Genomic DNA, 22546 nt, shown 5'->3' with positions numbered 1-22546 from the left:
CTTGATGATGAATAGGGTTTATTGGCGGGCGCCCGCGTGGTAGACGCCGGGCACGGGTTCGCCAGTCACTTCCAGCACGCCCACGGCGCCCTTGCCGGCGCGCGACAAGGCATGGTCGACCAGCAGATAGCTGCCCGGATGCTGTACCTTGAGTTCGACGATGGTCGCGCCGCCCGGTGCCACCAGGGTGGTTTGCACGTCGTGTTTCGGGCTGCTGATCGAGCCTTCGCTGTACACCTTGTCGAATATCTCGCCGATGATGTGGAACGATGAAATCTTGTTCGGGCCGCCGACGCCGAAATAGATGCGCACCGTCTCGCCGACTTTCGCCTGCAATTTGTGCGTCTTGCTCAAGGCGCCCACTTCGCCGTTGAAGACGTAGTAATCGGGCAGTTCATTGGCCATTTTTTCCAGGTTCGGTTCCTGGTGCACGGGCGCGCCGTGCGGACGGCCCGTGTACATCTCGCCCTGCATCACGTAATACTCGCGGTCGACTTTTGACAGGCCGCCTTCCGGTTCGACCAGGATCATGCCGTACATGCCGGCCGCGATATGCTGCGGCACCAGGGGCGTGGCGCAGTGATACACGTACAGGCCCGGATTGAGCGCCTTGAAGGTGACCGTTTTTTCCTGCCCCGGCGCCACCTGCGTGTGCTGTCCGCCGCCATGGCCGCCCGTCACAGCGTGCAGGTCGATCGAGTGGATCATCTTGCTGTCCTTGGCATTGAACAGGGTCAGTTCCACCGTGTCGCCCACCTTCGCGCGCAGCATGGGGCCGGGCACTTGCCGGTTGAAGGTCCAGTACGTAAAACTGGTGCCGTCATCGAGCTTGCCCGGCAGCTCCACCGTCTCCATGCGGTATTTCAGGGTTTGCGGCGCGCGCGCGCCGATGGCGGCCGGCACGGAGGCCGGATTGGCGGCCACGCTGACGGCCGATGGATCGGGACCGCGCATCGGCGACGGTGCGGGCGTGTACAGGGCCAGCGCGGCGGCCTGGCTCGATTCGCTGGCAGCGCTGCCGGCGCCAGCAGCCTTCGGTGCCCCGGCTTCAGCCAGCGAGGTGCCGCTCACTTCCAGCTTGCCTTCCATGCCGATCTGGCGGTGGCCGGGAATCGAGCAGTAATAGGTGAACGTGCCGGCGCGCGTGACCTTGAAGCGCACGGTGGCGCTGCCGCTATTGGCGCTGAACTTGGCCGAAGCCACGTTCAGCTCCGGGATCAGCAGGTCGTGCTCGGCACCTTCGCCGCTTTTCAGCACGAGTTCGACCGTGTCGCCCACCTTGGCCGCCAGCACAGGATTGACCTGGCCCTTGGCATCGATGAACACCATCTTGCCATCGACGATATTGGTTTGCAGTTCATAGCGCTTGAGCGTGGCGGCGGCGGGTTTGGCCGCAGTGGCGGCAGCGCTGGCCGGCAGGCTCGCCTGGGCTTGCACGGACAGGGGCATGGCCAGTACGCAGACGGCGGCGGCAATGGCGCGGAGAGAGGGAGTCGTTTTCATCAAGCTTTCCTTGGTCTTGTATGCCGGTTCGGCCCCCTTACCTAGGCAAACGACGTGCCAGGAAAAACTTGTTTTAAATCAACGATTTGAAAATTGCAGGGTCGGTATGACCCTTTTAAAGCATGGTCCGTTGTACCCTGCATGGTACTTATGACCACCACTGCCATCCACCTGCTGCTGCTCACCGACCTGGTCGCCGACCTGCCCGTGGCCGTGCGCCTGCAGCGCCTGGTCGGCAGCCTGCGCGCCCACTTCGGCTGCGAGGCCGTGGCCTTGCTCAAGCTCGATGGCGAGCATTTGCGCCCCGTGGCGATGGCCGGCCTGGCCAGCGACGCGCTGGGACGCCGCTTCGCCGTCGCCGACCATCCGCGCCTGGCCGCCATCCTGCAGCGGCGCGGCGTGCTGTGCTTCCATCACGACAGTTCCCTGCCCGATCCCTACGATGGCCTGATCGCCGAGCGGGCCGGCGAGCCGCTGCCCGTGCACGACTGCATGGGCATGGCGCTGGATCTGGAAGGCGAACGCTGGGGCGTGATCACGCTCGACGCGCTGCAGGTAGGCACTTTCGATACGCAGGCGCAGCGCGACCTGGGCGAGCTGGCCTGCGCCATCGAGGCGGCCGTCCGCGTCACGCGCCTGGAGGCGGAAATCCGTGCCCTGCGCCTGTCGGGCGGCGCCATGCTGGCCGATGCGCAAGCGCCGCGCGAGGAACACGATTTCGTCGGCCAGAGCAGCGCCATCACGCACTTGCTGCACGAATTGCAGGTGGTCGCCGATTCCGAACTGCCCGTGCTGCTGCTGGGTGAAACGGGCGTAGGCAAGGAACTGTGCGCGCACCGCCTGCACCGCCTGTCGCGCCGCGCCGGCAAGCCCCTGATCCATGTCAATTGCGCGGCCTTGCCCGAGTCCCTGGCCGAAAGCGAATTGTTCGGCCATGTACGCGGTGCGTTTTCCGGCGCCGTCAGCGACCGGCCCGGGCGTTTCGAGGCGGCCGAAGGGGGCACCCTGTTTCTCGATGAAGTGGGGGAATTGCCGCTGTCGATACAGGCCAAGCTGCTGCGCACCTTGCAAAATGGCGAAATCCAGCGCCTGGGCGCGGACCGGCCGCGCAGGGTCAACGTGCGCGTGATTGCCGCCACCAACCGCAGCCTGCGCGAGCATGTGCGCGACGGTTCGTTCCGCGCCGACCTGTACCACCGTTTATCCGTGTATCCCGTGCCGATTCCGCCGCTGCGCGAGCGGGGCAATGACGTGCTGCTGCTGGCCGGTGGTTTCCTGGAACTGAACCGCGCGCGCCTGGGCTTGCGCAGCCTGCGCCTGTCCGCCGCGGCGGAAAACGCCTTGTGCCATTACCGCTGGCCGGGCAATGTGCGCGAACTGGAACATGTGATCAGCCGGGCCGCGCTGAAAGCCGTGATCCGCGGCGCGGACCGCAAGGACATCGTGACCCTGGAAACGGATATGCTCGACCTCGATGCGCTGGAAGCGCCGGCCGGCGCGGACGCGCCGCCGCTGGCGCCAGCCGCGTGCGGCACGCCAGCGGCGCCGCTGCTATCCATGCATCAGATCGTGGAAGCGAGCCAGCGCCAGGCCATCCGGCAAGCACTGGTCCTGCATCAGGATAACTGGGCCGCTGCCGCGCGCCAGCTGGGGCTGGACGCCAGCAATTTACATAAGCTGGCGCGCCGGGTGGGCTTGAAAGCCTGACCAAACCTACTGCGCGTCGTGATTTGCGGCCTCCGATGCTCACTGCCTCGGCGGCCCCGTGCATTCGCACAGCTCCGCGTCTCGGCCACAACTCATCGCCGCTCGCTACGGTTTTGTCAGGTATCAGAACAACTAGTAGACCCTGCGATACCGCTCAGCGGTGAGTGACCAGGGTGCTCGGCAGGCTGTGGAAGTAGGCGGCCAGGTCCTTGATGTCCTGGTTGCTCAGCGGTTTTACCTGGCCCGTCATGATGGCGTTGTTGCGGCCATTGGGCTTGTCGCCCCGCTTATACGCCGTCAGGGCGTGTTCCAGGTAGTCCTTGTGCTGGCCCGCCAGTTTCGGATAGGACGGATCGATGGGCGAACCGTAATCCTTGCCGTGGCAGGTGGCGCAGCTGTATTTTTCGGCCAGGGCCTTGCCCGTGTTGATATTGCCGGCGGCGCTGGCGCCGAACGAGACGGTGGCGCAAACGAGGGCGGCGAGTAGTTTTTTCATCTGGCTGGTCCTCAGTTCGTCTTGGCTTGTTGCGCATAATACGCGGCGACATCAGCGATATCCTGGTCCGACAGGCTGCTGGCGATGCCCTTCATGCTGGGGTGCTTGCGGTCGCCCTTCTTGTAGGCTTGCAGCGCATTCTCGATATATTTTGCCGGCTGGCCGCCGATCATCGGCACCTGGAATACTTCAGGGAAGGTTGCCTTGTAACCGGGAATGCCGTGGCAGCCGATACACATTTCCACCTTGGCAGGGGCTGCCTTGGCGTTTCCTACAATGTCAGCCGCTGTGACGGCATTTGCTATGCCGGCAAGCACGAGAAGTGCAAATATTTTTTTCATAGTGGCAATGTGAACAAAGGTAATCGGAGAAACGCCAGAGCTGGTTTTTTATTGATTTTATGTATTGACAATTAAGGTTGACAATTAATCTGCTGCTTGCCGATTCTAGCCAAGATATTCTTGCAAGTCCACCTATAAAACCCGCATTGTAGGCAGGCAGGCACAGGCCGTCCGCGTGGCAGTGCGCCACAGTTCTGTTTATACTCACCATTTCCCTACTTTGGCAGACCGCTCATGCAAGCACAGCACACCCAGCAAGGCCAACGCTTCGAAGGTTCCGACAGCTATGTCGCCACCGCCGACCTGAAACTGGCCGTGAATGCGGCGCTGACCCTGCAACGCCCGCTGCTGATCAAGGGCGAACCGGGCACGGGCAAGACCATGCTGGCCGAGGAAGTGGCCGCCGCGCTGAACATGCCGCTGATGCAATGGCATATCAAATCGACCACCAAGGCGCAGCAGGGCCTGTACGAATACGACGCCGTCTCGCGCCTGCGCGATTCGCAGCTGGGCGACGAGCGCGTGCGCGACATCCAGAACTACATCGTCAAGGGCGTGCTGTGGCAGGCGTTCACGGCGCCCGAGCCGGTGGTGCTGCTGATCGATGAGATCGACAAGGCCGACATCGAATTCCCGAACGACCTGCTGCGCGAACTGGACCGCATGGAATTCTATGTGTATGAGACGCGCGAAATGGTCACGGCGCGCCACCGTCCGCTCGTCATCATCACCTCGAACAACGAGAAGGAATTGCCGGACGCCTTCCTGCGCCGCTGCTTCTTCCATTACATCAAATTCCCGGACAAGGACACGATGGAGCAGATCGTCGCCGTCCACTACCCGCACCTGAAACAGGAATTGCTGGCGCAGGCGCTGCAAACCTTCTATGAAGTGCGCGACGTGCCGGGCCTGAAGAAAAAACCGTCGACATCGGAATTCCTCGACTGGCTCAAGCTCCTGCTGGCCGAAGACATCCCCTTTGACGCGCTGCGCAGCAAGGACAACAAGACAGTCGTGCCGCCGCTGCACGGCGCGCTGCTGAAAAACGAGCAGGACGTGCACCTGTTCGAGCGCCTGATGTTCATGTCGCGCACCAACCGCTAAGGAGCGCCGGTGAACGATATCAGCCCGGACAAGGTCTTCGTCCCCCTGGAACTGCACGGCATCCGCCTCGAAGCGCTGGCGCCGCACCACGCGCCTGGCCTGCGCGCGGCGGCCACGGACGGCGAGCTGTGGAATCTGCGCGTCACCTCCGTGCCCGAGCCGGACCAGGTGGACCAGTACATTTTCAAAGGCATCGAGATGCGCCCTTCGCGCTTCGCCTTTGCCGTCATCGACGTGGCCAGCGGCGAGGTGCTCGGCACCACCAGCTACCACGACGTGGTGCCAGCCATCGGGCGCCTGGAAATCGGCTACACCTGGTATGCCAAGCGCTGCCAGCGCAGCCACGTCAACACCACCTGCAAATTGCTGCTGCTGGCGCACGCCTTCGACACGCTCGGCTGCGCGCTGGTGGGCCTGCGCACCGATAATTTCAACCATGCCTCGCAGGCGGCCATCGAGCGCCTGGGCGCGAAAAAGGACGGCGTACTGCGCCACCATGCGCTGCGCCGCGACGGCACCGTGCGCGATACCGTCATGTACAGCATCACGCGCGGCGAGTGGCCCGAGATTGCCGCCCATTTGCGCTACAAGCTGGCCCAGCGCCCCATCGCCGCACTGCCCCGCGCGGGAGCCGCCGGGGCAGAGGAAGCGCCATGCTGATCGACTTCTTCTTCACGCTCAAGGATGCGAAGATTCCCGTCTCGATCAAGGAATTCTTGACCCTGCTCGAAGCGCTGCAAAAGAACGTCATCGACGCTTCGATGGACGATTTTTACTATCTGGCGCGCCTGACCCTGGTCAAGGATGAAGCCCATTTCGACAAGTTCGACCGCGCCTTTGCCCAGTACTTCAAGGGCGTCAACGCGGCCTTCGACACGAACGCGGCGATTCCGCTCGACTGGCTGCTCAAACGCATGCAGCGCGAGCTGTCCGAGGAGCAGAAGGCGCAGCTGGAGAAATTCGGCTACGACAAGCTGATGGACCGCCTGAACGAGCTGCTGAAGGAACAGAAGGAGCGCCACGAAGGCGGCAGCAAATGGATCGGCACGGGCGGCACGTCGCCATTCGGCAATGGCGGCACGAACCCGGAAGGCATCCGCATCGGTGGCAAGGGCGGCAACCGCACGGCCGTGAAAGTGTGGGAAGCGCGCAGCTACAAGGATTACGACGGCGAGCGCGAACTGGGCACGCGCAACATCAAGGTGGCCTTGCGCCGCCTGCGCAAATTCGCGCGCGAAGGCGCGGAAGATGAACTGGCGCTCGACGCCACCATCGCCGCCACGGCCAATAACGCGGGCTATCTCGACATCAGGATGCGGCCCGAACGCAAGAACCGCATCAAGGTGCTGATGCTGCTCGATGTTGGCGGCAGCATGGACGACCATATCGAGCGCACCGAGGAACTGTTTTCGGCGGCGAAGACGGAATTCAAGAACATGGAGTTCTTTTACTTCCATAACTGCGTCTACGACTACCTGTGGAAGAACAACCGGCGCCGCAACGCCGAGCGTTTTCCCACCTGGGACGTGCTGCGCAAATACCCGCCGGACACCAAGCTGATTTTCGTCGGCGACGCCACCATGAGCCCCTATGAAATCCTGCAACCGGGCGGCAGCGTCGAATACAACAACGAGGAAGCGGGATCGACGTGGCTGGCCCGCTTTACCCAGGCGTTCCCGAAATTCATCTGGCTCAATCCCGAATCGGAGGGATTATGGCAGTACCGCCAGTCGATCGGCGTGATGCGGCAACTGATGAACAACCGCATGTTCCCCCTGTCGATCGACGGGCTGGAACGGGGCATGCGTCTGCTCAGTAAATAAAGGCACGCAACAAAAAGTCCATGGCGGCAGGGGGCTGCCATGCCGTACACTGCGACACGGCACTACCGTGCGGAGCATCTCCGCTGCGGGCGGGTACCATACGCTGATACCAGCCCTGCCCAACCTGCTGCATCCTGTGCGCGGCCGCCATGGCCGCGACACTGTTCGATTGCGCACATCGTGCGCGCCTTCTGCTCCGGTAGAATCGGCGCATCGCTCTGCGCAAACTATGCACCATCGCTGCACCACGACATTGCCGCGCCAGCCCCGTGCTGCCGGCCGGTGCCAGCGCCATTTTCAAAGGAATGAGCATGCAAAGTCTGATCTCGATCGCCGCCGACCTGTCCTGGCCGTTCGCCATTACCCTGGCCTGGGTGGTGGGCGAATTCGGCCACCGCTGGACTGGCCTGCCGCGCATCAGTTTTTACGGCGTGATCGGTTTCGTCCTCGCGCAGACGCAGGTGGGCATCCTGCCGCAGACGGACGCCGGCCCCATGCTAGTGCTGGCCGACGTGGCCTTCGGCCTGATCCTGTTCGAGGTGGGCTACCGCATCAACCTGCGCTGGCTGAAGAACAATCCCTGGATCGCCGTCACGGGGCTGGTGGAATCCCTGCTGACCTTTGCCGTCGTCTACTTCATCGGCATCGAATTCGGCAGCACTTCGATGACGGCGCTGCTGCTGGCGTCGCTGGCCATGTCCACCTCGCCGGCCACCATCATGCGCGTCATCAACGAGGAACGCAGCTCGGGCCAGGTCACGGAACGCATCGTCCACCTCACCGCCCTCAATTGCGTGCTGGCCGTCTTCACGTTCAACATCATCGTCGGCTTCTGGATGTTCCAGAGCTCCACCGACCTGATCGAGGCGAGCAGCAGCAGCGCCGCCGTGCTGGCCGCCTCCGTGGCCGCCGGCACCGTCTTCGGCATCGTCGTGCCGGCCATGCTGCGCCGCCTGGGCAACATGGCGCAGGATGCCACCGTGGCGTTCGCGCTGTCGGTGATGCTGCTCGTCGCCCTCACCTACACCACCAGCCTGTCGCCGCTCTTGGCCACCCTCACCTTCGGCCTGGTGGCGCGCCACCGCCGCGTCGCCTTCAGCCAGGCGCAGCGCAATTTCGGCGCGCTGGGCGAGCTGCTGACGGTGCTGCTGTTCGTGTATGCCGCCTCGACCCTGGAATGGGCCAGCGTGGCAGCCGGCGCGGGCCTGGCACTGGCCGTCGTCGGCGGCCGCCTGCTGACGAAGGTCGTCGGCGTGGCCGCGTTTTCGCATGTGAGCGGCATTTCCTGGCGCAAGGGCGTGCTGACGGGAGTGGCGCTGACGCCCGTCTCCGTCTTCATCATCCTGCTGCTGGAACACGCGCGCCAGCATGGCGTGAACTTCGGCGACGAATTGAACGCCCTGGCCGCCATCACCCTGGGCCTGGAACTGGTCGGCCCCGTGCTGGTGCAGCGCGTGCTGATGCTGGCCAAAGAAACCCACGAAATCAAGGAGCGCTAAATGCCGCTGGAACCCTTTGGCCAATCGGCCGCGCTGACCTTCGGCGTCGAACTCGAACTGCAACTGGTAAACCTGTCGGACTATGACTTGACGGCCGCCAGCCCCGACCTGCTGCATCTGCTGAATAAAAAACCGTTCCCCGGCAACGTCACGCCGGAAATCACCGAGAGCATGATCGAGATCAACTCGAGCGTGCACACGCATCATGGCCCCCTGCTGGAGCAGTTGCAGGAAATCCGCGACACCTTGATCACGGCCGGCGACAAGCTCAATATCGGCATCGCGGGCGGCGGCACGCACCCGTTCCAGCAGTGGTCGTCGCAAAAGATCTTTTCCAAGCCCCGTTTCCAGGAAATCTCGGAACTGTACGGCTACCTGGCCAAGCAGTTCACCATCTTCGGCCAGCATGTGCACATCGGCTGCGCCTCGGGCGACGACGCCATGTTCCTGCTGCATTCGCTGAACCGCTACATCCCCCACTTCATCGCCCTGTCGGCTTCCTCGCCCTACGTGCAGGGACGCGACACCCTGTTCGATTCGGCCCGCCTGAACTCCGTGTTCGCGTTTCCCATGAGCGGGCGCGCGCCGTTCACCCTCAGCTGGGACCAGTTCTCCAACGAGTATTTCGCCAAGATGGAGAACACGGGCATCATCAAGAGCATGAAGGATTTTTACTGGGATATCCGTCCCAAGCCGGAATTCGGCACCATCGAACTGCGCGTGTGCGACACGCCGCTGACGGTGGAGCGGGCCGCCGCGCTGGCCGCCTACCTGCAGGCCCTGTGCCGCTACCTGCTCGAACGCCGCGAAACGCCGCCGGTGGAAGACGACTACCTCGTGTATAACTACAACCGCTTCCAGGCTTGCCGCTTCGGCCTCGATGGCGCCATCACGCACCCGAAAACCTACGAAACGATGTCGCTGCGCGAAGACATCATGACCACCCTGCGCAAGATGGAACCGCACGCCGAGGCGCTGGGCAGCACGCCAGCCCTGAAACACCTGTCGGACGTGGCCAAGCAATGGAGCGACGCCCAATACCTGCGCAAGCAGCACAATGTGCAGGGCAGCGCCGAGGGCATGGTCGATTCGGCGATCCGCTGCTTCCGGGGCGAACCCATGAATTATTGAGGGCTGGCTCGTTCACCCCAACACCTGAACTGCCGGGGTCGGCCCCTCAGGGTCCGACCCCGGATCTTGCTTTTGGGGTGCAATCAGAAGCGTAGGTCGGATTAGCCCATAGGGCGTAATCCGACAATATTGTTAGCGCCAGTGCTGGCGTCGGATTACGCGCTTACGCGCTAATCCGGCCTACAGTCTTTTTGGCCGCCTCTCCCTTCCGTTCGCGACGGTTTTGCCGGTCATCGTGACTTTTACCCCAACAGCGCAAAGCCAAAAAACCACACCCGCCGCCCCCGTCATTTACAGCCCCTGCCCCCGCTTGTTACAATAAGTGAGAATGATTCTTATTATTGTTTAAAAACACCAGCCCAGCAGGGCCGGCCATGCAAGGGGAATGCGATGCCGCTGGCAGAGCCGCTACAACGCCAGGACATTGCGACACTGTATGCCGACCACCATGGCTGGCTGCAGGGCTGGCTGCGCAAGAAACTCGGCAGCACGGCGTGCGCGGCCGATATGGCGCATGACACCTTCGTGCGCCTGCTCGACCGCGAAGACGCCGTCGCCGCGCGCGAGCCGCGCGCCTTTCTCGCCACCGTCGCGCAGCGCGTGCTGTTCAACCATTACCGCCGTCAGAAACTTGAAGAGGCTTACCTCGACGTGCTGGCACAACTGCCGCCCCGGCATGCGCCATCGCCCGAGGAACGGTCGCTGCTGCTGGCCACCGTGTTTGAACTCGACCGCATGCTCGACGGCTTGCCGCCTCCCGTGAAACGGGCTTTTTTACTGCGCCAGCTCGACGAGCTGCCGCAGGAAGACATTGCGTGCCAGCTCGGCATCTCGCTGGCGACAGTAAAACGCCATCTGCAGCGGGCCGCCAGCGCCACGCAAGCGTGGCAGCAGCTGCAAACGCAGCATGAACACCTGCCGCCCGCCATGCAGGCGACCCTGCTGCGCGCCTGCGTGCAGGCGAATGCGCCGCGCCGCCATGCCGTCAAGACCCTGGCCCTGCTGCTGGCCTGCGGCACCTCGCTGTATGCATTCGAACGCCGCGGCCCGTGGCGCGGCTGGATGGCCGACTACCGCACGGCCGTCAACCAGCGCCGCGTCGTGACCCTCGATGACGGCACGCGGCTCACGCTCAACACCAGCAGCGCCGTCAATATCGTTTACAACGGCGAACAGCGCCGCATTCAACTGCTGGCCGGTGAAATCTTCATCGCCACCGGCAAGGATGCGGCACAGCGGCCGTTCTTCGTCGACACGCCGCATGGCAGCCTGCAGGCGCTGGGCACGCGTTTCACGGTGCGACTGCACGAGCAATATGCCAGCGCCGGCGTGCTCGAAGGCGCCGTCGCCGTGCTGGCCGACGACGGCGGCCAGCGCCTGGTGCTGCGTCCCGGGGAAGGCGCCCATTTCGACGGCACCGGCTTGCACCGCCAGGCGCTGGCGCCTTATGGCGGCGCCTGGCTGGACGGCATGCTGGTGGCGCGCGACATGCGCCTGGCCGATTTCCTCGCCGAGCTGTCGCGCTACAGCGACCATCCGCTGGCCTGCGCGCCCGCCGTCGCCAGCCTGCGCGTGTCCGGTTCCTACCCGCTGGCCGATGTCAGCGCCATCCTCGACGCCGTCAGCGCCAGCCTGCAGCTGCGGCGCAATACCGTCACGCGCTTCTGGGGCCATCAGGTGGTGCGCATCGAACTGGCGGCCCGCTGAAAAATATTTTCTGCAAAGTGAGCTGTTTCGCCGTGCTCGCGTGACTTGGAAGATAGGCAGTCTCCATCTTGCGCATCCACGAAAGGTTTTATTCCATGCACCACGCTTCGCGTTCCCTCCTTACCCGCACCGTCCTGGCCTGCGCCCTGTCGCAAATCGGCATGGCCCTGGCCCTGCCTTCATCGGCCCAGGCGCAAACCCGGCAAGTACGCGCCTACAGCATTCCGGCCGGCGCGCTGGGCGACGTGCTGACGCGCTTTGGCAGCGACAGCGCCATTTTATTGTCGTTCTCCAGCGAGGCCACGCAAGGCTTGCGCAGCGCCGGCCTGCAAGGCAGCTACAGCCTGCAGGAAGGTTTCAGCGTACTGCTGGCGGGCAGCGGCCTTCAAGCCGTGCCGCAATCGAACGGCGGCTACCTGCTGCAAAAGATCGCCGCCAGCGCCGGCGCCCCTTCGGCGGACAGCCGCGGCGTGGCCGTCATGAGCGGCGTCACGGTGGTGGCGGCCGCCGAGCGCAGCGCCGCCACCAGCGGCACGGGCAGCTATACGGGCGGCCCCGCCAGCGGCGCCACGGGACTGGCGTTGACGCAACGCGAAACGCCGCAGTCGCTGACCATCGTCACGCGCCAGCAGATGGATGACCAGAACAGCAACGCCGTCTCCGACGTCATGAAAAACGTCAATGGCGTGAGCGTGCAAAACTACGACAGCGACCGCTGGAGCTTCCAGGCGCGTGGCTTTGCCGTCACCAATTTCCAGTACGACGGCGTATCGGCCATCTATGACGGCGTCTACGACTGGGGCACGACGAACAGCGACATGGCCATCTATGACCGCATCGAGGTGCTGAAGGGCGCGACGGGCCTGATGAGCGGCTCGGGCGACCCGTCGGCCACCGTCAACATGGTGCGCAAGCGCCCCACCGCCAGCTTCGAAGGTTCGGCCACCCTGGGCGCGGGATCGTGGGACAACTACCGCGGCGAAGCCGATGTCTCCGGCCCGCTCAATGCCAGCCGCACGGTGCGCGGCCGCCTGGTGGGCGCCTACCAGAACAAGCATTCCTACCTGGAGCGCTACACGCAGCAGAAATCCGTCGCCTACGGCATCATCGAGGCGGACCTGACACCCGTCACCCTGCTGACCGCCGGCTTCACGCACCAGGATTACAAGCCGCGCGGCTCGACCTGGACAGGCTTCCCCGTCCTGCTTTCCGATGGCACCCGCACGGATTTCCCCACTTCGTGGAACCCTGCCACGGACTGGAGCCGCCGCGACATGCAGAACACCACGCTGTTCACGTCGCTGGAACATACGTTCGCCAACGAATGGAAAGTGAAATTGAGCGCCAACCAGCTGCGCAGCAAGCATGACAGCGTGCTCGGTTCGGCCAGCGGCGGCAATCCCGCGCCTGTCACGGGCGCAGGCACGTATTTCTTCATGGGCAAATACAAGGGCGACCGCCGCCAGACCACCGTCAACGTGGATGCCAGCGGTCCATTCACGGCCTTTGGCCGCCGGCATGAAGCGATGATCGGCTATTCCAGTTCGACGGCAAAGCAGGATGGTCCCGTCTACGAATCGGTCTACCCTCCCGTGGAAGGCAGCTATTTCGACTGGCGCGGCCAGTATGCGGAACCGGCATTCAAGCGCCTGGGCGACGACAACGACAGCACGCGCCAGAGCGGCTTGTATGGCGCCGTGCGCCTGCATCCCGTCGATGCGCTGTCCGTCATCGTCGGCGCGCGCGTCAGCAACTACAAGCAGGAACAGGACCGCACCTTCTTCGACGCCGGCACCGCGCGCATCACCTCGCGCATCGAGGAAAACAACGTCATCACGCCATATGCGGGTGTCGTGTATGACCTCGACAAGACCTATTCCGTGTTCGGCAGCTACACGAGCATCTTCGCGCCGCAGAGCAACCGCGACATCAACCGCAACTTCCTGTCGCCCGTGCGCGGCAAGGGCGTGGAAGCGGGTGTGAAGGCGGAGTACCTCGACGGCAAGGTCAATGCCAGCGCGTCCCTGTTCCAGATCCGTCAAAGCAACGTGGCCAGTTCCGTGGGCGAAGTCAACGGCGAAGAAGCGTATAAAGCCATCGACGGCGTCACCAGCCGCGGCGTGGAAATGGAAGTGACGGGCGAAGTGGCCAAGGATGTGAAGCTGAGCGCCGGCTACACCTACACCCACGTGCGCGACGCGGATGGCAAGGACGTGTTTTCCACCATGCTGCAAACGACGCAGCCTGCCCACCTGGTGCGCGTGCAAGGCACGTGGCGCCTGCCGGCCAGCCTGGACAAGCTGACCGTCGGTGGCGGCATCAACTGGCAAAGCAGCTACGAAGGCAATATCTGGAATCCCGCCATCGAGGACTATTCGCGCATCAAGCAGGGCGGCTACGCGCTGCTCAACCTGCTGGCCCGCTACGAGATCAGCAAGAACGTCACGGCCAGCCTCAACGTGAACAACCTGCTGGACAAGAAGTACCTGACGGGACTGGGCCTGTTCCAGACGGGCTTCTACGGCGAACCGCGCAATGTGATGTTCACCGTGCGCACGAAGTTTTAATCAGCTTCCGTACAGCGCCAGCGCCCAGGCTGGCGGGCGCAATTCCAGCGCCAGCGACAGGCAAGCGGGATCGAAGCGTGCCACCAGCAGGTACACATTGGCGGCGCCCTTCGGCTCCCAATTCCCCGTAAAGCCCTTTTCACCGGCGGCCACGCGCTTGCGGTCGAAGGGCACGGCGCTTTTCGCGAACTCTTCGTGCGTCTTTCTGCCCTGCGCATAGGGCGCCAGCCAGGCCAGCGCCTCGGCCAGGCGCCGCGCTTCCGGCGCGCCATACCAGTCGTCGCCATGCGCCTGCGCCATCAGGGCTGTCGTCAGCAGCGGCTCCAGGCTGTAGGTGGTGTAATGCAGGGCGTCGCGCTGCTCGAAGTCGAAGGGTACGCCGCCGGCGCCGATATTACGCGGCACGTGCGCCAGGAAGCGTTCCTTCGCGCGCGCGATCAGCAAGGCGTCGCCCGTGACATACGCGGCGGCCGTGCCGATCTTGATGCGGTGGCTGTGCCAGTTGTTGCGCGCCGTGGACGGGCCGCCCACCTTGATGGGATCACTCAAATACCCGTGCGCCAGGGTGCGGCAAAACGCCTGCACCTGCTCGCGCTCGACGCCGTTCAAGCGTTCCTGTACCAGGTCATAGCCCATCAGCAGGCTGGCCAGCTCCGTCTCGTCGACGGGGCTGAACGAGGGCTGATAGCTGCCGCTCCAGGCCAGCAGCAGCTGGCGCGCCGCCTCGAAATGCGCCATCTCGCCCGACAGCCGCCAGGCCAGCGCCTGCAAGCGCGCCTGGCGCCAGTCTTCCTGCGCCTGCTGGCTGGTCTCGCGTCCGCCCTCTCCCTTCAGCAAGCCGCCCGTGCGCACTTCTGCCATCAGGTGCACGGGCCGCGCCGCATCCTTGCGCGCCGCCTTGAGCACCTGTTCGGCAATGGCCGGCGCCACCCGCGCCTTGAGCGTGCGGGCGCGCGCGGCGGACGTCAGCGCAAACGCCAGCGGCCCGTCATGCGGGCGCGGCGCCGCGCGCAAGCCCGACAAGGGCAACGCCAACAGTGCGGCCAGCACAGTGCGCCGGCGGATCAGGTGCGTACTCAAAACCGCGTCTCCCGCGCCGCGCGCAAAAAGTTATCGAGGATGGGCGTGCAATCGAGCAGCTCGACGCCGCCCGCCGAATGGAATTCCGGGTGCCACTGCAAGCCCATGACGAAGCGCGCCCGCTGGTAGCGGATGGCTTCGACGATATTATCCCCTTGCGAATACGCTTCCACGGTGATGTCGCGCCCCAGGTCCTTGACCGACTGGTGGTGGATGGAATTGACGAGCGCCTCGCCCGCCTTCGGGAACATGCCCGCCAGCGACGAGCCTTTCGGGAAGACGATGCTGTGACGGTGACGGTCATACAGGTCGTTGACGTGCGAGGTGGCGCCTTCCACGTCCGAGGCGATGTCCTGGTACAGGGTGCCGCCAAAGCCCACGTTGATGAGTTGGCAGCCGCGGCAGATGCCCAGCACGGGTTTTCCCGCATCGACGAATTCGTGCAGCAGTTCCAGCTCGTAAAGGTCGCGCGCGCGGTCGCCGTTCCATTCGGGCCGCGTGGCTGCCTCGGAATACGTCTGAGGCGAGACGTCGGCGCCGCCCTGCAGCACCAGGCCGTCCAGGTGGCGCGCATAGTGGCGCAAGGTGATATTGCTCGGGTGTAGCTGGCCGCTGGTATTGACCGTCGGGATCATGAAGACCAGCACGTCGCGCGACATGACCCACTGGGCGATCGACTCTTCCAGGTATTGCAGGTTCTTGCTGCGCAGGCCAGTGGCGCCCGGCTCGGGGTGGAAAATGCGTGCCGAGATGCCGATGCGCAGGGTGCGCCGCATGAAATCGCGGCTGGCCTTGTCGCGCATGGAACGGTAGCGCGACGAAATCACCCGCCAGGCCAGCGCCAGCGGCGTATCGTTGTCCTTCAGGTAGCGGGGGGCCGCGTCGCGCGCACGGTGCTCATCATCGGGTGCCCGGCGACCCACCCGGTCAGGCCGCGACGGCGGTGATGCTGGCGCTGCGGGATCGGTGGAAGGAGGAAGCTGGGGATCTTTTTCGTCTGACATGGCGGGGCTGACTGAAAGCGGAGACGTTTTCAATATAAACCCCTGCCCCCGAAAGCACGATTCAATTTTGTAACAAAAGCATACGCACGGGGCATCCACGCAACACGCTCAACGCATACGGCCCGTTTACGCTGGCGGCCCCGCTTTTTAGAGAATCTTTACGCCCCCGCTGCTAATCTTGAACGTACCTCAACCACCGCTGCAAAGCCACCATGGAACCCCATTCACGCCTGCAAACGCATCAAGCGCATCAAGCACTGCCCCACCGCCATCCCCGCCTGCCCACCTTCCTCATGCATATCACGGTCGACAAAGCCTGCCTGGCCGAGCTGCGCCAGCTGGTCGTCCAGACCTGCGGCGGCATGCTGTCATTCATGCGCGTCGAGGCGGTCGACCATGCCGAGCGCATGAAAGTCTGGCTGTGCGTGACGGAACCGGCCTTGCGCCTGACCATGGATGCCGTCATGCGCCTGCTGCCGGCGGCGGAATTTGGCCGTATCAGCCAGGGGAAATCGCTATGAACCAGTATGCCTGCGACCACGCGATGTCTTCAATGCGCATCACCGCGCACTTCCAGGGCATCTGGGTGCCGATGGTCACGCCATTCCGTGATGGCGATGGCGACATCGACTTCGACGCGGCCCAGCAACTCGCGTGCGATCTGGCCGCCAGCGGCATCGACGGCCTGGTGGTGTGCGGCACCACGGGTGAAGCGGCCATGCTGAGCGCCGCAGAACAGACCATGCTGCTCGACAGCGTGCTCGAAGCCGTCGGCCCCCGCTTCCCCGTCGTGATGGGGATCGGCGGCAGCGATACGCGCGGTGTCGTCGCCACGGTGCAGCGCTACAACGACCATCCGCTGGCCGGCCTGCTCATCTCCGCACCCGCCTATGTGCGCCCTTCGCAGGATGGCATCGTGCGCCATTTCCAGGCCATCGCCGCCGCCACCGACCAGTCCATCGTGCTGTACAACGTGCCGGCCCGCACAGGCGTCAACATCGAACCGCAGACGGCGGCCCTGCTGGCGCGCGACTCGCACTTCGTCGCCATCAAGGAAGCGGGCGGCAAGCTGCAGCAGCTGGGCGAACTGCTGCTCGACACGCGCCTGGACGTCTTGTGCGGCGACGATGCGCTGCTGCTGGCCAGCCTGTCCATGGGCAGCCACGGCGCCATGTCGGCCACCGCTCAGGTCCGCCCCGACCTGTATGCGCAGCTGTACCACCTCGTCAAACAGGGCCGCCACGGCGCCGCCGGCGCGCTGTTCAAGACCATGTTGCCCGTCATCCGCCTGCTGTTTGCCGAACCGAATCCCGCTCCCGTCAAGGCGGCGCTGGCCATGCAGGGCAAGGTGCGCGACGCATTGCGCCTGCCGATGACGCCCATGTCTTCCGCCGGCCAGGCCGCCCTGGCCGCGGCACTCGATCCATTGATGCAGCTGCCGGCATGGACGGCCAGCGACAGGGAAGAGCCGCGCGAAGGCTGTCTGCTGCAGCTGGTCTCCCCTGCCAACATCATGCCAGCCGTACGCCAAGATGATCATCGCCATCACGGATGAACGCGGGGGGATGGAGAAATCCATCCTGGCCGGGCGGCTGGCCGCCTCGCGCGCGCTGGCCGGACGCAAGGTATTGCTGCTCGATGCCGATCCGCGCCAGGGCGCCATGGCGCAAGCCAGGAACATGCACGACGGCGCCATGCACGGCAGCCTGACGCGGCCGCGCCTGATGGCGCGCGCCATCAGCGCCAAGGGCTTGCAACCGGAGCTGGAACACCTGGTGCACTGCTACCACGACATCGTCATCGACAGCGAAGGCCGCGACTCCATGGGCAGCCGTTCGGCCCTGATCGCCGCGCGCGTGCTGGTGGTGCCGCTCGACGGTGTCGTCAACGCCGCCGCGCAATCAGGTTTGGCGCTGCGCATCGCGCACGCGCGCAGCGTCAATCCGGGCCTGCGCGTCCTGCTGGCAACGGACACGCAAGCGGCACCCGCCCACGCCCTGGCCACGCAGATTCCCGCCGCCCGCGTAGTCAGCCTGGGACAGCTGTACTGCGCCGTTTTCAACCTGCCGGCCTAGCCTGGCGCATCACGTAAAAAAAGGCGGCGCATGCGCCGCCTCTCCTCCCTGTCAATTAAAACGTCTTGCTGACGGTCAGCTGCAGCGCCGTCTTGCCCATGAATTTGCCATTCACGGGCGAAGCATAGGCGGACTTGCCCGCGTTCGTGCCGATCACGGCCAGCGCGCCCGTCACCACGCCGAAGTCGCGCGTGACGCCCACTTTCCAGTCCGTATAGCTAGCCGCGTCGTTGTTTTTGACCTTCTGATGGCCCGCATGCAGGTTGCCGGTCCAGCCGTTCGTCAGGTCGATGGTCGCGCCGATGTCCAGGTAGCCGCTGTTCTTGCTGTTGACGATGCCGAACAGGTTCGAGACGGCGTGCGAATATTTGACGTAGGCGGGACCATACGACAGCTGGCCGTAGACTTCCTGCGTGTCCGCGTCGGCCAGGCCGGCGATATGCTTCAAGCCGTTGTCCGCATACACGTACGCCAGCACACCCACGTCATAGCCAACGTCGCTGCTCAACTGGCCGCGCTTGCCCGCATACAGGTCCACTTCCACGTCGCCGCTGCCGCCCGCGTCCTTGGTCCACTTGATGGTGGAGGCCCAGGCGCCCGCGTACAGGCCCGTCGGGTTGTTGACATAGTCGGCGCCGCCCTGCAGCGCGGGTTTCAAACGCGTCTGCGAAATGCCGCGATAACGGTAGTCGGACACGCCGGCCACGTTGAAGCTGACTTCATTATCGGGCTTGGCCTCTTCCGCGTGGGCCAGGCTGCCCGTAAAGGCTGTGGCGACGGCAAGTGCAAGTAACATTTTATTCATGGTTTTTTCTTCTTCATTGGTGGTATGGGCCTTTGCCAACATGGCGCAGCTGGCCCGCCGCTGCAAAAATTCGCTGCAAAAATTTAAAGTAAAGCGTCCCCCTGGCGCACGCGGCGCCTGTTTTCCAACAGGGGATTGACAGGTATTAGAGCGGCAGCAGCAGCCGGTAGCCGACGGCCGTTTCCGTCAACAGGTACTGCGGCTGGGCCGGATCGGCTTCCAGCTTCTGGCGCAGATGCCCCATGTAGATGCGCAGGTAATGGCCGTTTTCGCTGTTCGACGGCCCCCACACTTCGCGCAGCAGCTGCGGATTGGTGACCACCCGGCCCGCGTTCTTCACGAGTACCGACAGCAAACGGAATTCCGTCGGCGTCATGTGCACCAGCTGCTTGTTGCGCGTCACCAGCCGGTCCTTCAGATCGACCCGCACGTCGCCGAACTGCACCACGCCATCGTCGCTGGCGGCGGGCTGGCGCTGACGGCGCAAGGTGGCGCGCACGCGGGCCAGCAGTTCGCCCACGCCGAACGGCTTGGTCAGATAATCGTCGGCACCCGCGTCCAGCGCGCGGATCTTGTCCTGCTCGTCGACTCGCGCCGACAGCACGATGATGGGCACGGCCGACCATTTGCGGATGTCGGCGATGAAATCGATGCCGTCGCCGTCGGGCAGCCCCAGGTCCAGCACGATCAGGTCGGGCCGGCGCGTGCCGGCATCGATCAGGCCCCGCTGCATGGTGGCGGATTCGAAAATCTGCCAGCCCTCGTCTTCCAGCGCGGCGCGCACGAAGCGGCGGATTTGCGGTTCATCCTCGACCAGCAAGGCGGTGGCGGAAGGTTCGTTCATGTTGGTTTTCCTGTTTCATGGTCGTTGGCGTCATCGAGCTCGGTCTCCGGCGGCGCCGGGGGCGTGCCCAGCGGCAGGCTGAAGACGATGGCGGCGCCCTGTCCCGGCGCGTGCGGCTGCGCGTGGATGGTGCCGCCGTGGGCTTCGACGATGGCGCGGCAAATGGCCAGCCCCAGCCCGACGCCCGGCTTGTTCGATTCGCGCTCGCCGCGCGTGAATTTTTCAAAGATGGCTTCTTCTCGGCCCGGCGGCAAACCCGGGCCATCATCAGACACCGCCACCTGCAGGAACTGGCCGTGCACCCCGGCCGCGACCGTGATGGTGCTGCCCGGCGGCGTGTACTTGGCCGCGTTTTCCAGCAGGTTGCACAGCACGCGCTCGACCAGCACGGCATCGTAGCGCACCAGCGGCAAGTCCGGCGCCAGCTGCGTCTGCACGGCATGCTGCTGCAATTGCGGGCCGCTGGCGCGCAGCGCGCTGCCCACCACTTCTTCCAGCGCCTGCCATTGCAGGTTCAGGCGCACCTGTCCGCTCTCGATGCGCGCCATGTCCAGCAAGTTCGCCACCAGGGCGCTCATGCGCACGGTTTCGGACTGCAGCGAGCGCGCCATGTCCAGCTGCGCGGGCGACAAGGCGGGCCGCGACAGGGCCAGTGATTCGGCCAGGCCAACCAGCGACGTCAATGGCGTGCGCAAGTCGTGCGACAGGGCCGCCAGCAGCGAATTGCGCAGCCGCTCGGACTCCATCTGCAGCAGCGCGCCCTGGGCCACGTCGATATAGTGCACGCGTTCGAGGGCGATGGCCGCCAGCGCGGCAAAGGTATCGAGGTGCTGGCGCTGTTCCGGCACCAGCAGCCAGCGCCCGCGCTGCGCGCCATCGAGCGGCAGCAGCGCCAGCACGCCCCGCGTGCGCATCGGCGCGATCAGCGGCAGGTAGAAAACGGGCGAAGCCGGCAAGGTATCGGTCCCCGTCCCTGCCGCCTGTGCATGGTCGAAGGCCCACTGCGCAATGCCGATATCGAGCGCCTCGCCGCCGTTCGGGGCCTGCAAGCCGCCCTCGTCATCGGGCAGCAGCAGGGTGGCGCGCGCGCGGAAAGCCCGTTCGATGGCGCTTTTCGTAATGTCGAAAATCTGCTCCGTCTGCAGCACGCCGGACAGCTCGCGCGAGAATTCATACAGGGCGCGGGCGCGCGCTTCGCGGTGCGAGGCCACGCGCGCCTGGAAGCGCAGGCCCGCCGTCAGGTGGCCCGTGATCAGGCCCACGGCCAGCATCACGCCAAAGGTGATCACATACTGGAAATCGCCCACGGCAAACGAGAAGCGCGGCGGCACGAAGACGAAATCGAAGCAGGCCACGCCCACCAGGCTGGCCAATGCCGCCGGCCCGCGCCCCAGGCGCACGGCCACCAGCACCACCGTCAGCAAGGACAGCATGGCGATATTGGCCAGGTCAAGATAGGGCTGCAGGGGGACGGAGGCGAGCGCCGTGGCCAGGCTGGCGCCGGCGGCCAATATGTAGCGCCAATGGCGCGATGGCCGGCGCGGCGCCTCCGCATCTTCGCCGGCCGCGCGCCGGGGCGCCGCATCGGCAGGCGGCAAGCCCACCTCGATCAAATCGATATCGGGCGCCAGGCTGGCCATGCGCGCGGCTGGCGGCGCGTGCCACAGGCGCGTCAGCGTGCCGGCGCGGCCACGGCCCACGATGACTTTCGAGATATTCGCGTTGCGCGCATACTCGACCACGGCGCCGGCGATGTCGGCGGACGGCACAATGGCCGTGCGCGCGCCCAGGTCCTGCGCCAGTTTAAGGGTTTTCAGGATGCGCTCGCGCTGGACCGCCGGCAGGCGCTGCAAACGCGGTGTTTCCACGTACAGCGCATGCCATTCCGCATTCAGCTGGCTGGCCAGGCGCGCCGTGCTGCGGATCACGTGCTCGCCGCCCGCGTGCGGTCCCACGCAGGCCAGCAGCGCGGCGCCCGTCTTCCACACGGGATTGATGGATTTCTCGACGCGGTAAGCCTGCACGTCGTCCTGCACCCGGTCCGCCGTGCGGCGCAATGCCAGTTCGCGCAAGGCGATCAGGTTACCCTTGCGGAAAAAATGCTGCGATGCCCGCTCGGCTTGCAGCGGCTGATACACCTTGCCCTGCTTCAGGCGGCGCAGCAGTTCATCGGCCGGGATATCGACCAGCACCACTTCATCGGCGCGGTCGAACACCGTGTCGGGCAAGGTCTCCGCCACGCGCACGCCCGTGATCCCGCCCACCACGTCGTTCAGGCTTTCCAGGTGCTGCACATTCACGGTCGACAGCACGTCGATGCCGGCCGCCAGCAATTCCTCGACATCCTGCCAGCGCTTCGGATGGCGCGAACCGGCCACGTTCGAATGGGCCAGTTCATCCATCAGTATCAGCGCCGGCGCGCGCCGCAGCGCTTCGTCCAGGTCGAACTCGAACAGGGTCTTGCCCCGGTACTCGATGGCCTTCAGGGGCAGCACGGGCAAGCCGTCAAGCTGGGCCGCCGTATCCTGACGCCCATGCGTCTCCACCACGCCCACCAGCAAGTCCTGGCCATCGGCCAGCAATTTGCGTGCGGCCGCCAGCATCGCATAGGTCTTGCCGACGCCGGCCGAGGCGCCAAAATAGATGCGCAACCGGCCGCGCGCGGCTTTCTTTTCCTGCGCCTGCACTTGCGCCAGCAGGGCATCAGGGTCGGGGCGTTGGCTGTCGTTGGGGAGCATGTTGTATTTTAATCTTCCTGGGCATTGTAGGTCGGATTAGCGCGCTAGCGCGTAATCCGACAACATCGTTGGCCTGGCCGGTGGTGATGTCGGCTTACGCTGCGCTAAGCCGACCTACGCCG

General features: G+C 64.7%; 19 protein-coding genes and 1 pseudogene. 12 read left to right on the top strand and 8 right to left on the bottom strand.

Annotation, left to right across the window (positions count from 1 at the left end):
• Positions 1 to 18 precede the first annotated feature (18 nt).
• Positions 19 to 1503 carry a copper-containing nitrite reductase gene (gene nirK / locus IGS58_RS02405; RefSeq protein WP_230520587.1) on the bottom strand — a complete coding sequence of 495 codons (1485 nt, stop codon included), beginning with the start codon at positions 1501 to 1503 and terminating at the stop codon, positions 19 to 21.
• 150 nt (positions 1504 to 1653) lie between these two features.
• Here nirK and norR point away from each other — a divergent pair, with 150 nt between their 5' ends.
• Positions 1654 to 3210 (top strand): nitric oxide reductase transcriptional regulator NorR, encoded by a 1557-nt coding sequence (norR, locus tag IGS58_RS02400; RefSeq protein WP_092607750.1) that lies wholly within the window; start codon positions 1654 to 1656, stop codon positions 3208 to 3210.
• A gap of 154 nt (positions 3211 to 3364) precedes the next feature.
• Here norR and IGS58_RS02395 read toward each other — a convergent pair whose 3' ends face one another.
• Together IGS58_RS02395 and IGS58_RS02390 are read right to left on the bottom strand one after the other, a co-directional pair.
• Complete coding sequence (locus IGS58_RS02395) at positions 3365 to 3706, bottom strand: c-type cytochrome (RefSeq protein ID WP_034780283.1); 342 nt, start codon at positions 3704 to 3706, stop codon at positions 3365 to 3367.
• A gap of 11 nt (positions 3707 to 3717) precedes the next feature.
• Positions 3718 to 4047, bottom strand: a complete 330-nt coding sequence (locus IGS58_RS02390) for a c-type cytochrome (protein WP_034746524.1) — start codon at positions 4045 to 4047, stop codon at positions 3718 to 3720.
• Positions 4048 to 4281: 234 nt separating this feature from the next.
• On the opposite strand from IGS58_RS02390, the gene IGS58_RS02385 reads away from it, so the two are divergent.
• The 8 genes and pseudogenes from IGS58_RS02385 to IGS58_RS02350 all read left to right on the top strand — a co-directional run bounded on the left by IGS58_RS02385 (position 4282) and on the right by IGS58_RS02350 (position 13878).
• The gene (locus IGS58_RS02385; protein ID WP_230520586.1) at positions 4282 to 5151 is read left to right on the top strand and encodes an AAA family ATPase; all 870 of its coding nucleotides are present in this window, start codon (positions 4282 to 4284) and stop codon (positions 5149 to 5151) included.
• Between the two features lie 9 nt (positions 5152 to 5160).
• The gene (locus IGS58_RS02380; protein WP_034780285.1) at positions 5161 to 5811 is read left to right on the top strand and encodes a GNAT family N-acetyltransferase; all 651 of its coding nucleotides are present in this window, start codon (positions 5161 to 5163) and stop codon (positions 5809 to 5811) included.
• Entirely contained in the window at positions 5805 to 6974 is a 1170-nt protein-coding gene (locus IGS58_RS02375) for a vWA domain-containing protein (RefSeq protein ID WP_070256030.1), read from the top strand. Before IGS58_RS02380 ends, IGS58_RS02375 begins: the two co-directional genes overlap by 7 nt.
• A gap of 311 nt (positions 6975 to 7285) precedes the next feature.
• Positions 7286 to 8473, top strand: a complete 1188-nt coding sequence (locus IGS58_RS02370) for a cation:proton antiporter (protein WP_034780723.1) — start codon at positions 7286 to 7288, stop codon at positions 8471 to 8473.
• Positions 8474 to 9604: a YbdK family carboxylate-amine ligase gene (locus tag IGS58_RS02365; protein ID WP_070256033.1), complete on the top strand. Its 1131-nt coding sequence runs from the start codon at positions 8474 to 8476 to the stop codon at positions 9602 to 9604. It abuts the gene before it with no gap.
• Between the two features lie 390 nt (positions 9605 to 9994).
• Positions 9995 to 10477 (top strand): annotated as a pseudogene (locus IGS58_RS02360) (sigma-70 family RNA polymerase sigma factor); the annotation flags it as partial.
• Positions 10478 to 10531: 54 nt separating this feature from the next.
• Positions 10532 to 11311 carry a FecR family protein gene (locus IGS58_RS02355; protein WP_329958003.1) on the top strand — a complete coding sequence of 260 codons (780 nt, stop codon included), beginning with the start codon at positions 10532 to 10534 and terminating at the stop codon, positions 11309 to 11311.
• A 95-nt stretch (positions 11312 to 11406) separates the two neighbouring features.
• Positions 11407 to 13878: a TonB-dependent siderophore receptor gene (locus IGS58_RS02350; protein WP_230520585.1), complete on the top strand. Its 2472-nt coding sequence runs from the start codon at positions 11407 to 11409 to the stop codon at positions 13876 to 13878.
• Here IGS58_RS02350 and IGS58_RS02345 read toward each other — a convergent pair whose 3' ends face one another.
• The gene (locus tag IGS58_RS02345; protein ID WP_230520584.1) at positions 13879 to 14958 is read right to left on the bottom strand and encodes an alginate lyase family protein; all 1080 of its coding nucleotides are present in this window, start codon (positions 14956 to 14958) and stop codon (positions 13879 to 13881) included.
• The gene (locus IGS58_RS02340; RefSeq protein WP_034780288.1) at positions 14955 to 15962 is read right to left on the bottom strand and encodes a gamma-glutamyl-gamma-aminobutyrate hydrolase family protein; all 1008 of its coding nucleotides are present in this window, start codon (positions 15960 to 15962) and stop codon (positions 14955 to 14957) included. The genes IGS58_RS02345 and IGS58_RS02340 overlap by 4 nt, the downstream gene beginning before the upstream one ends.
• 212 nt (positions 15963 to 16174) lie before the next feature.
• Here IGS58_RS02340 and IGS58_RS02335 point away from each other — a divergent pair, with 212 nt between their 5' ends.
• The 3 genes from IGS58_RS02335 to IGS58_RS02325 are packed head-to-tail and all read left to right on the top strand — an operon-like array spanning position 16175 to position 18037.
• On the top strand, positions 16175 to 16483 hold the full coding sequence (locus IGS58_RS02335; protein ID WP_230520583.1) for a hypothetical protein: 309 nt from the start codon (positions 16175 to 16177) through the stop codon (positions 16481 to 16483).
• Complete coding sequence (gene dapA, locus IGS58_RS02330) at positions 16480 to 17517, top strand: 4-hydroxy-tetrahydrodipicolinate synthase (RefSeq protein ID WP_230520582.1); 1038 nt, start codon at positions 16480 to 16482, stop codon at positions 17515 to 17517. The genes IGS58_RS02335 and dapA overlap by 4 nt, the downstream gene beginning before the upstream one ends.
• Positions 17495 to 18037 carry a division plane positioning ATPase MipZ gene (locus IGS58_RS02325; RefSeq protein ID WP_230520581.1) on the top strand — a complete coding sequence of 181 codons (543 nt, stop codon included), beginning with the start codon at positions 17495 to 17497 and terminating at the stop codon, positions 18035 to 18037. Before dapA ends, IGS58_RS02325 begins: the two co-directional genes overlap by 23 nt.
• A 55-nt stretch (positions 18038 to 18092) precedes the next feature.
• On the opposite strand, the gene IGS58_RS02320 is transcribed toward IGS58_RS02325, so the two are convergent.
• From IGS58_RS02320 to IGS58_RS02310, 3 genes are all read right to left on the bottom strand, one after another.
• On the bottom strand, positions 18093 to 18842 hold the full coding sequence (locus IGS58_RS02320; protein WP_070256138.1) for a TorF family putative porin: 750 nt from the start codon (positions 18840 to 18842) through the stop codon (positions 18093 to 18095).
• Between the two features lie 145 nt (positions 18843 to 18987).
• On the bottom strand, positions 18988 to 19686 hold the full coding sequence (gene kdpE / locus IGS58_RS02315; RefSeq protein WP_034746496.1) for a two-component system response regulator KdpE: 699 nt from the start codon (positions 19684 to 19686) through the stop codon (positions 18988 to 18990).
• On the bottom strand, positions 19683 to 22424 hold the full coding sequence (locus IGS58_RS02310; protein ID WP_230520580.1) for a DUF4118 domain-containing protein: 2742 nt from the start codon (positions 22422 to 22424) through the stop codon (positions 19683 to 19685). The genes kdpE and IGS58_RS02310 overlap by 4 nt, the downstream gene beginning before the upstream one ends.
• Between the last annotated feature and the right edge of the window lie 122 nt (positions 22425 to 22546).

It is taken from the genome of Janthinobacterium sp. EB271-G4-7A (assembly GCF_020858075.1).
In the GTDB taxonomy this organism is placed as follows: Bacteria; Pseudomonadota; Gammaproteobacteria; order Burkholderiales; family Burkholderiaceae_D; genus Janthinobacterium; species Janthinobacterium lividum.
The sequence above is the reverse complement of the archived record's forward strand: the minus strand, read 5'-3'. Positions and strand labels throughout refer to the sequence as shown.

What these genes read in the sequence shown, in the direction of transcription:
- nirK (WP_230520587.1), bottom strand. Translation starts at nt 1,503, where the DNA reads ATGAAAACGACTCCCTCTCTCCGCGCCATTGCCGCCGCCGTCTGCGTA.
- norR (WP_092607750.1), top strand. Translation starts at nt 1,654, where the DNA reads ATGACCACCACTGCCATCCACCTGCTGCTGCTCACCGACCTGGTCGCC.
- IGS58_RS02395 (WP_034780283.1), bottom strand. Translation starts at nt 3,706, where the DNA reads ATGAAAAAACTACTCGCCGCCCTCGTTTGCGCCACCGTCTCGTTCGGC.
- IGS58_RS02390 (WP_034746524.1), bottom strand. Translation starts at nt 4,047, where the DNA reads ATGAAAAAAATATTTGCACTTCTCGTGCTTGCCGGCATAGCAAATGCC.
- IGS58_RS02385 (WP_230520586.1), top strand. Translation starts at nt 4,282, where the DNA reads ATGCAAGCACAGCACACCCAGCAAGGCCAACGCTTCGAAGGTTCCGAC.
- IGS58_RS02375 (WP_070256030.1), top strand. Translation starts at nt 5,805, where the DNA reads ATGCTGATCGACTTCTTCTTCACGCTCAAGGATGCGAAGATTCCCGTC.
- IGS58_RS02370 (WP_034780723.1), top strand. Translation starts at nt 7,286, where the DNA reads ATGCAAAGTCTGATCTCGATCGCCGCCGACCTGTCCTGGCCGTTCGCC.
- IGS58_RS02365 (WP_070256033.1), top strand. Translation starts at nt 8,474, where the DNA reads ATGCCGCTGGAACCCTTTGGCCAATCGGCCGCGCTGACCTTCGGCGTC.
- IGS58_RS02355 (WP_329958003.1), top strand. Translation starts at nt 10,532, where the DNA reads ATGCAGGCGACCCTGCTGCGCGCCTGCGTGCAGGCGAATGCGCCGCGC.
- IGS58_RS02350 (WP_230520585.1), top strand. Translation starts at nt 11,407, where the DNA reads ATGCACCACGCTTCGCGTTCCCTCCTTACCCGCACCGTCCTGGCCTGC.
- IGS58_RS02340 (WP_034780288.1), bottom strand. Translation starts at nt 15,962, where the DNA reads ATGTCAGACGAAAAAGATCCCCAGCTTCCTCCTTCCACCGATCCCGCA.
- IGS58_RS02335 (WP_230520583.1), top strand. Translation starts at nt 16,175, where the DNA reads ATGGAACCCCATTCACGCCTGCAAACGCATCAAGCGCATCAAGCACTG.
- dapA (WP_230520582.1), top strand. Translation starts at nt 16,480, where the DNA reads ATGAACCAGTATGCCTGCGACCACGCGATGTCTTCAATGCGCATCACC.
- IGS58_RS02325 (WP_230520581.1), top strand. Translation starts at nt 17,495, where the DNA reads ATGATCATCGCCATCACGGATGAACGCGGGGGGATGGAGAAATCCATC.
- IGS58_RS02320 (WP_070256138.1), bottom strand. Translation starts at nt 18,842, where the DNA reads ATGAATAAAATGTTACTTGCACTTGCCGTCGCCACAGCCTTTACGGGC.
- kdpE (WP_034746496.1), bottom strand. Translation starts at nt 19,686, where the DNA reads ATGAACGAACCTTCCGCCACCGCCTTGCTGGTCGAGGATGAACCGCAA.
- IGS58_RS02310 (WP_230520580.1), bottom strand. Translation starts at nt 22,424, where the DNA reads ATGCTCCCCAACGACAGCCAACGCCCCGACCCTGATGCCCTGCTGGCG.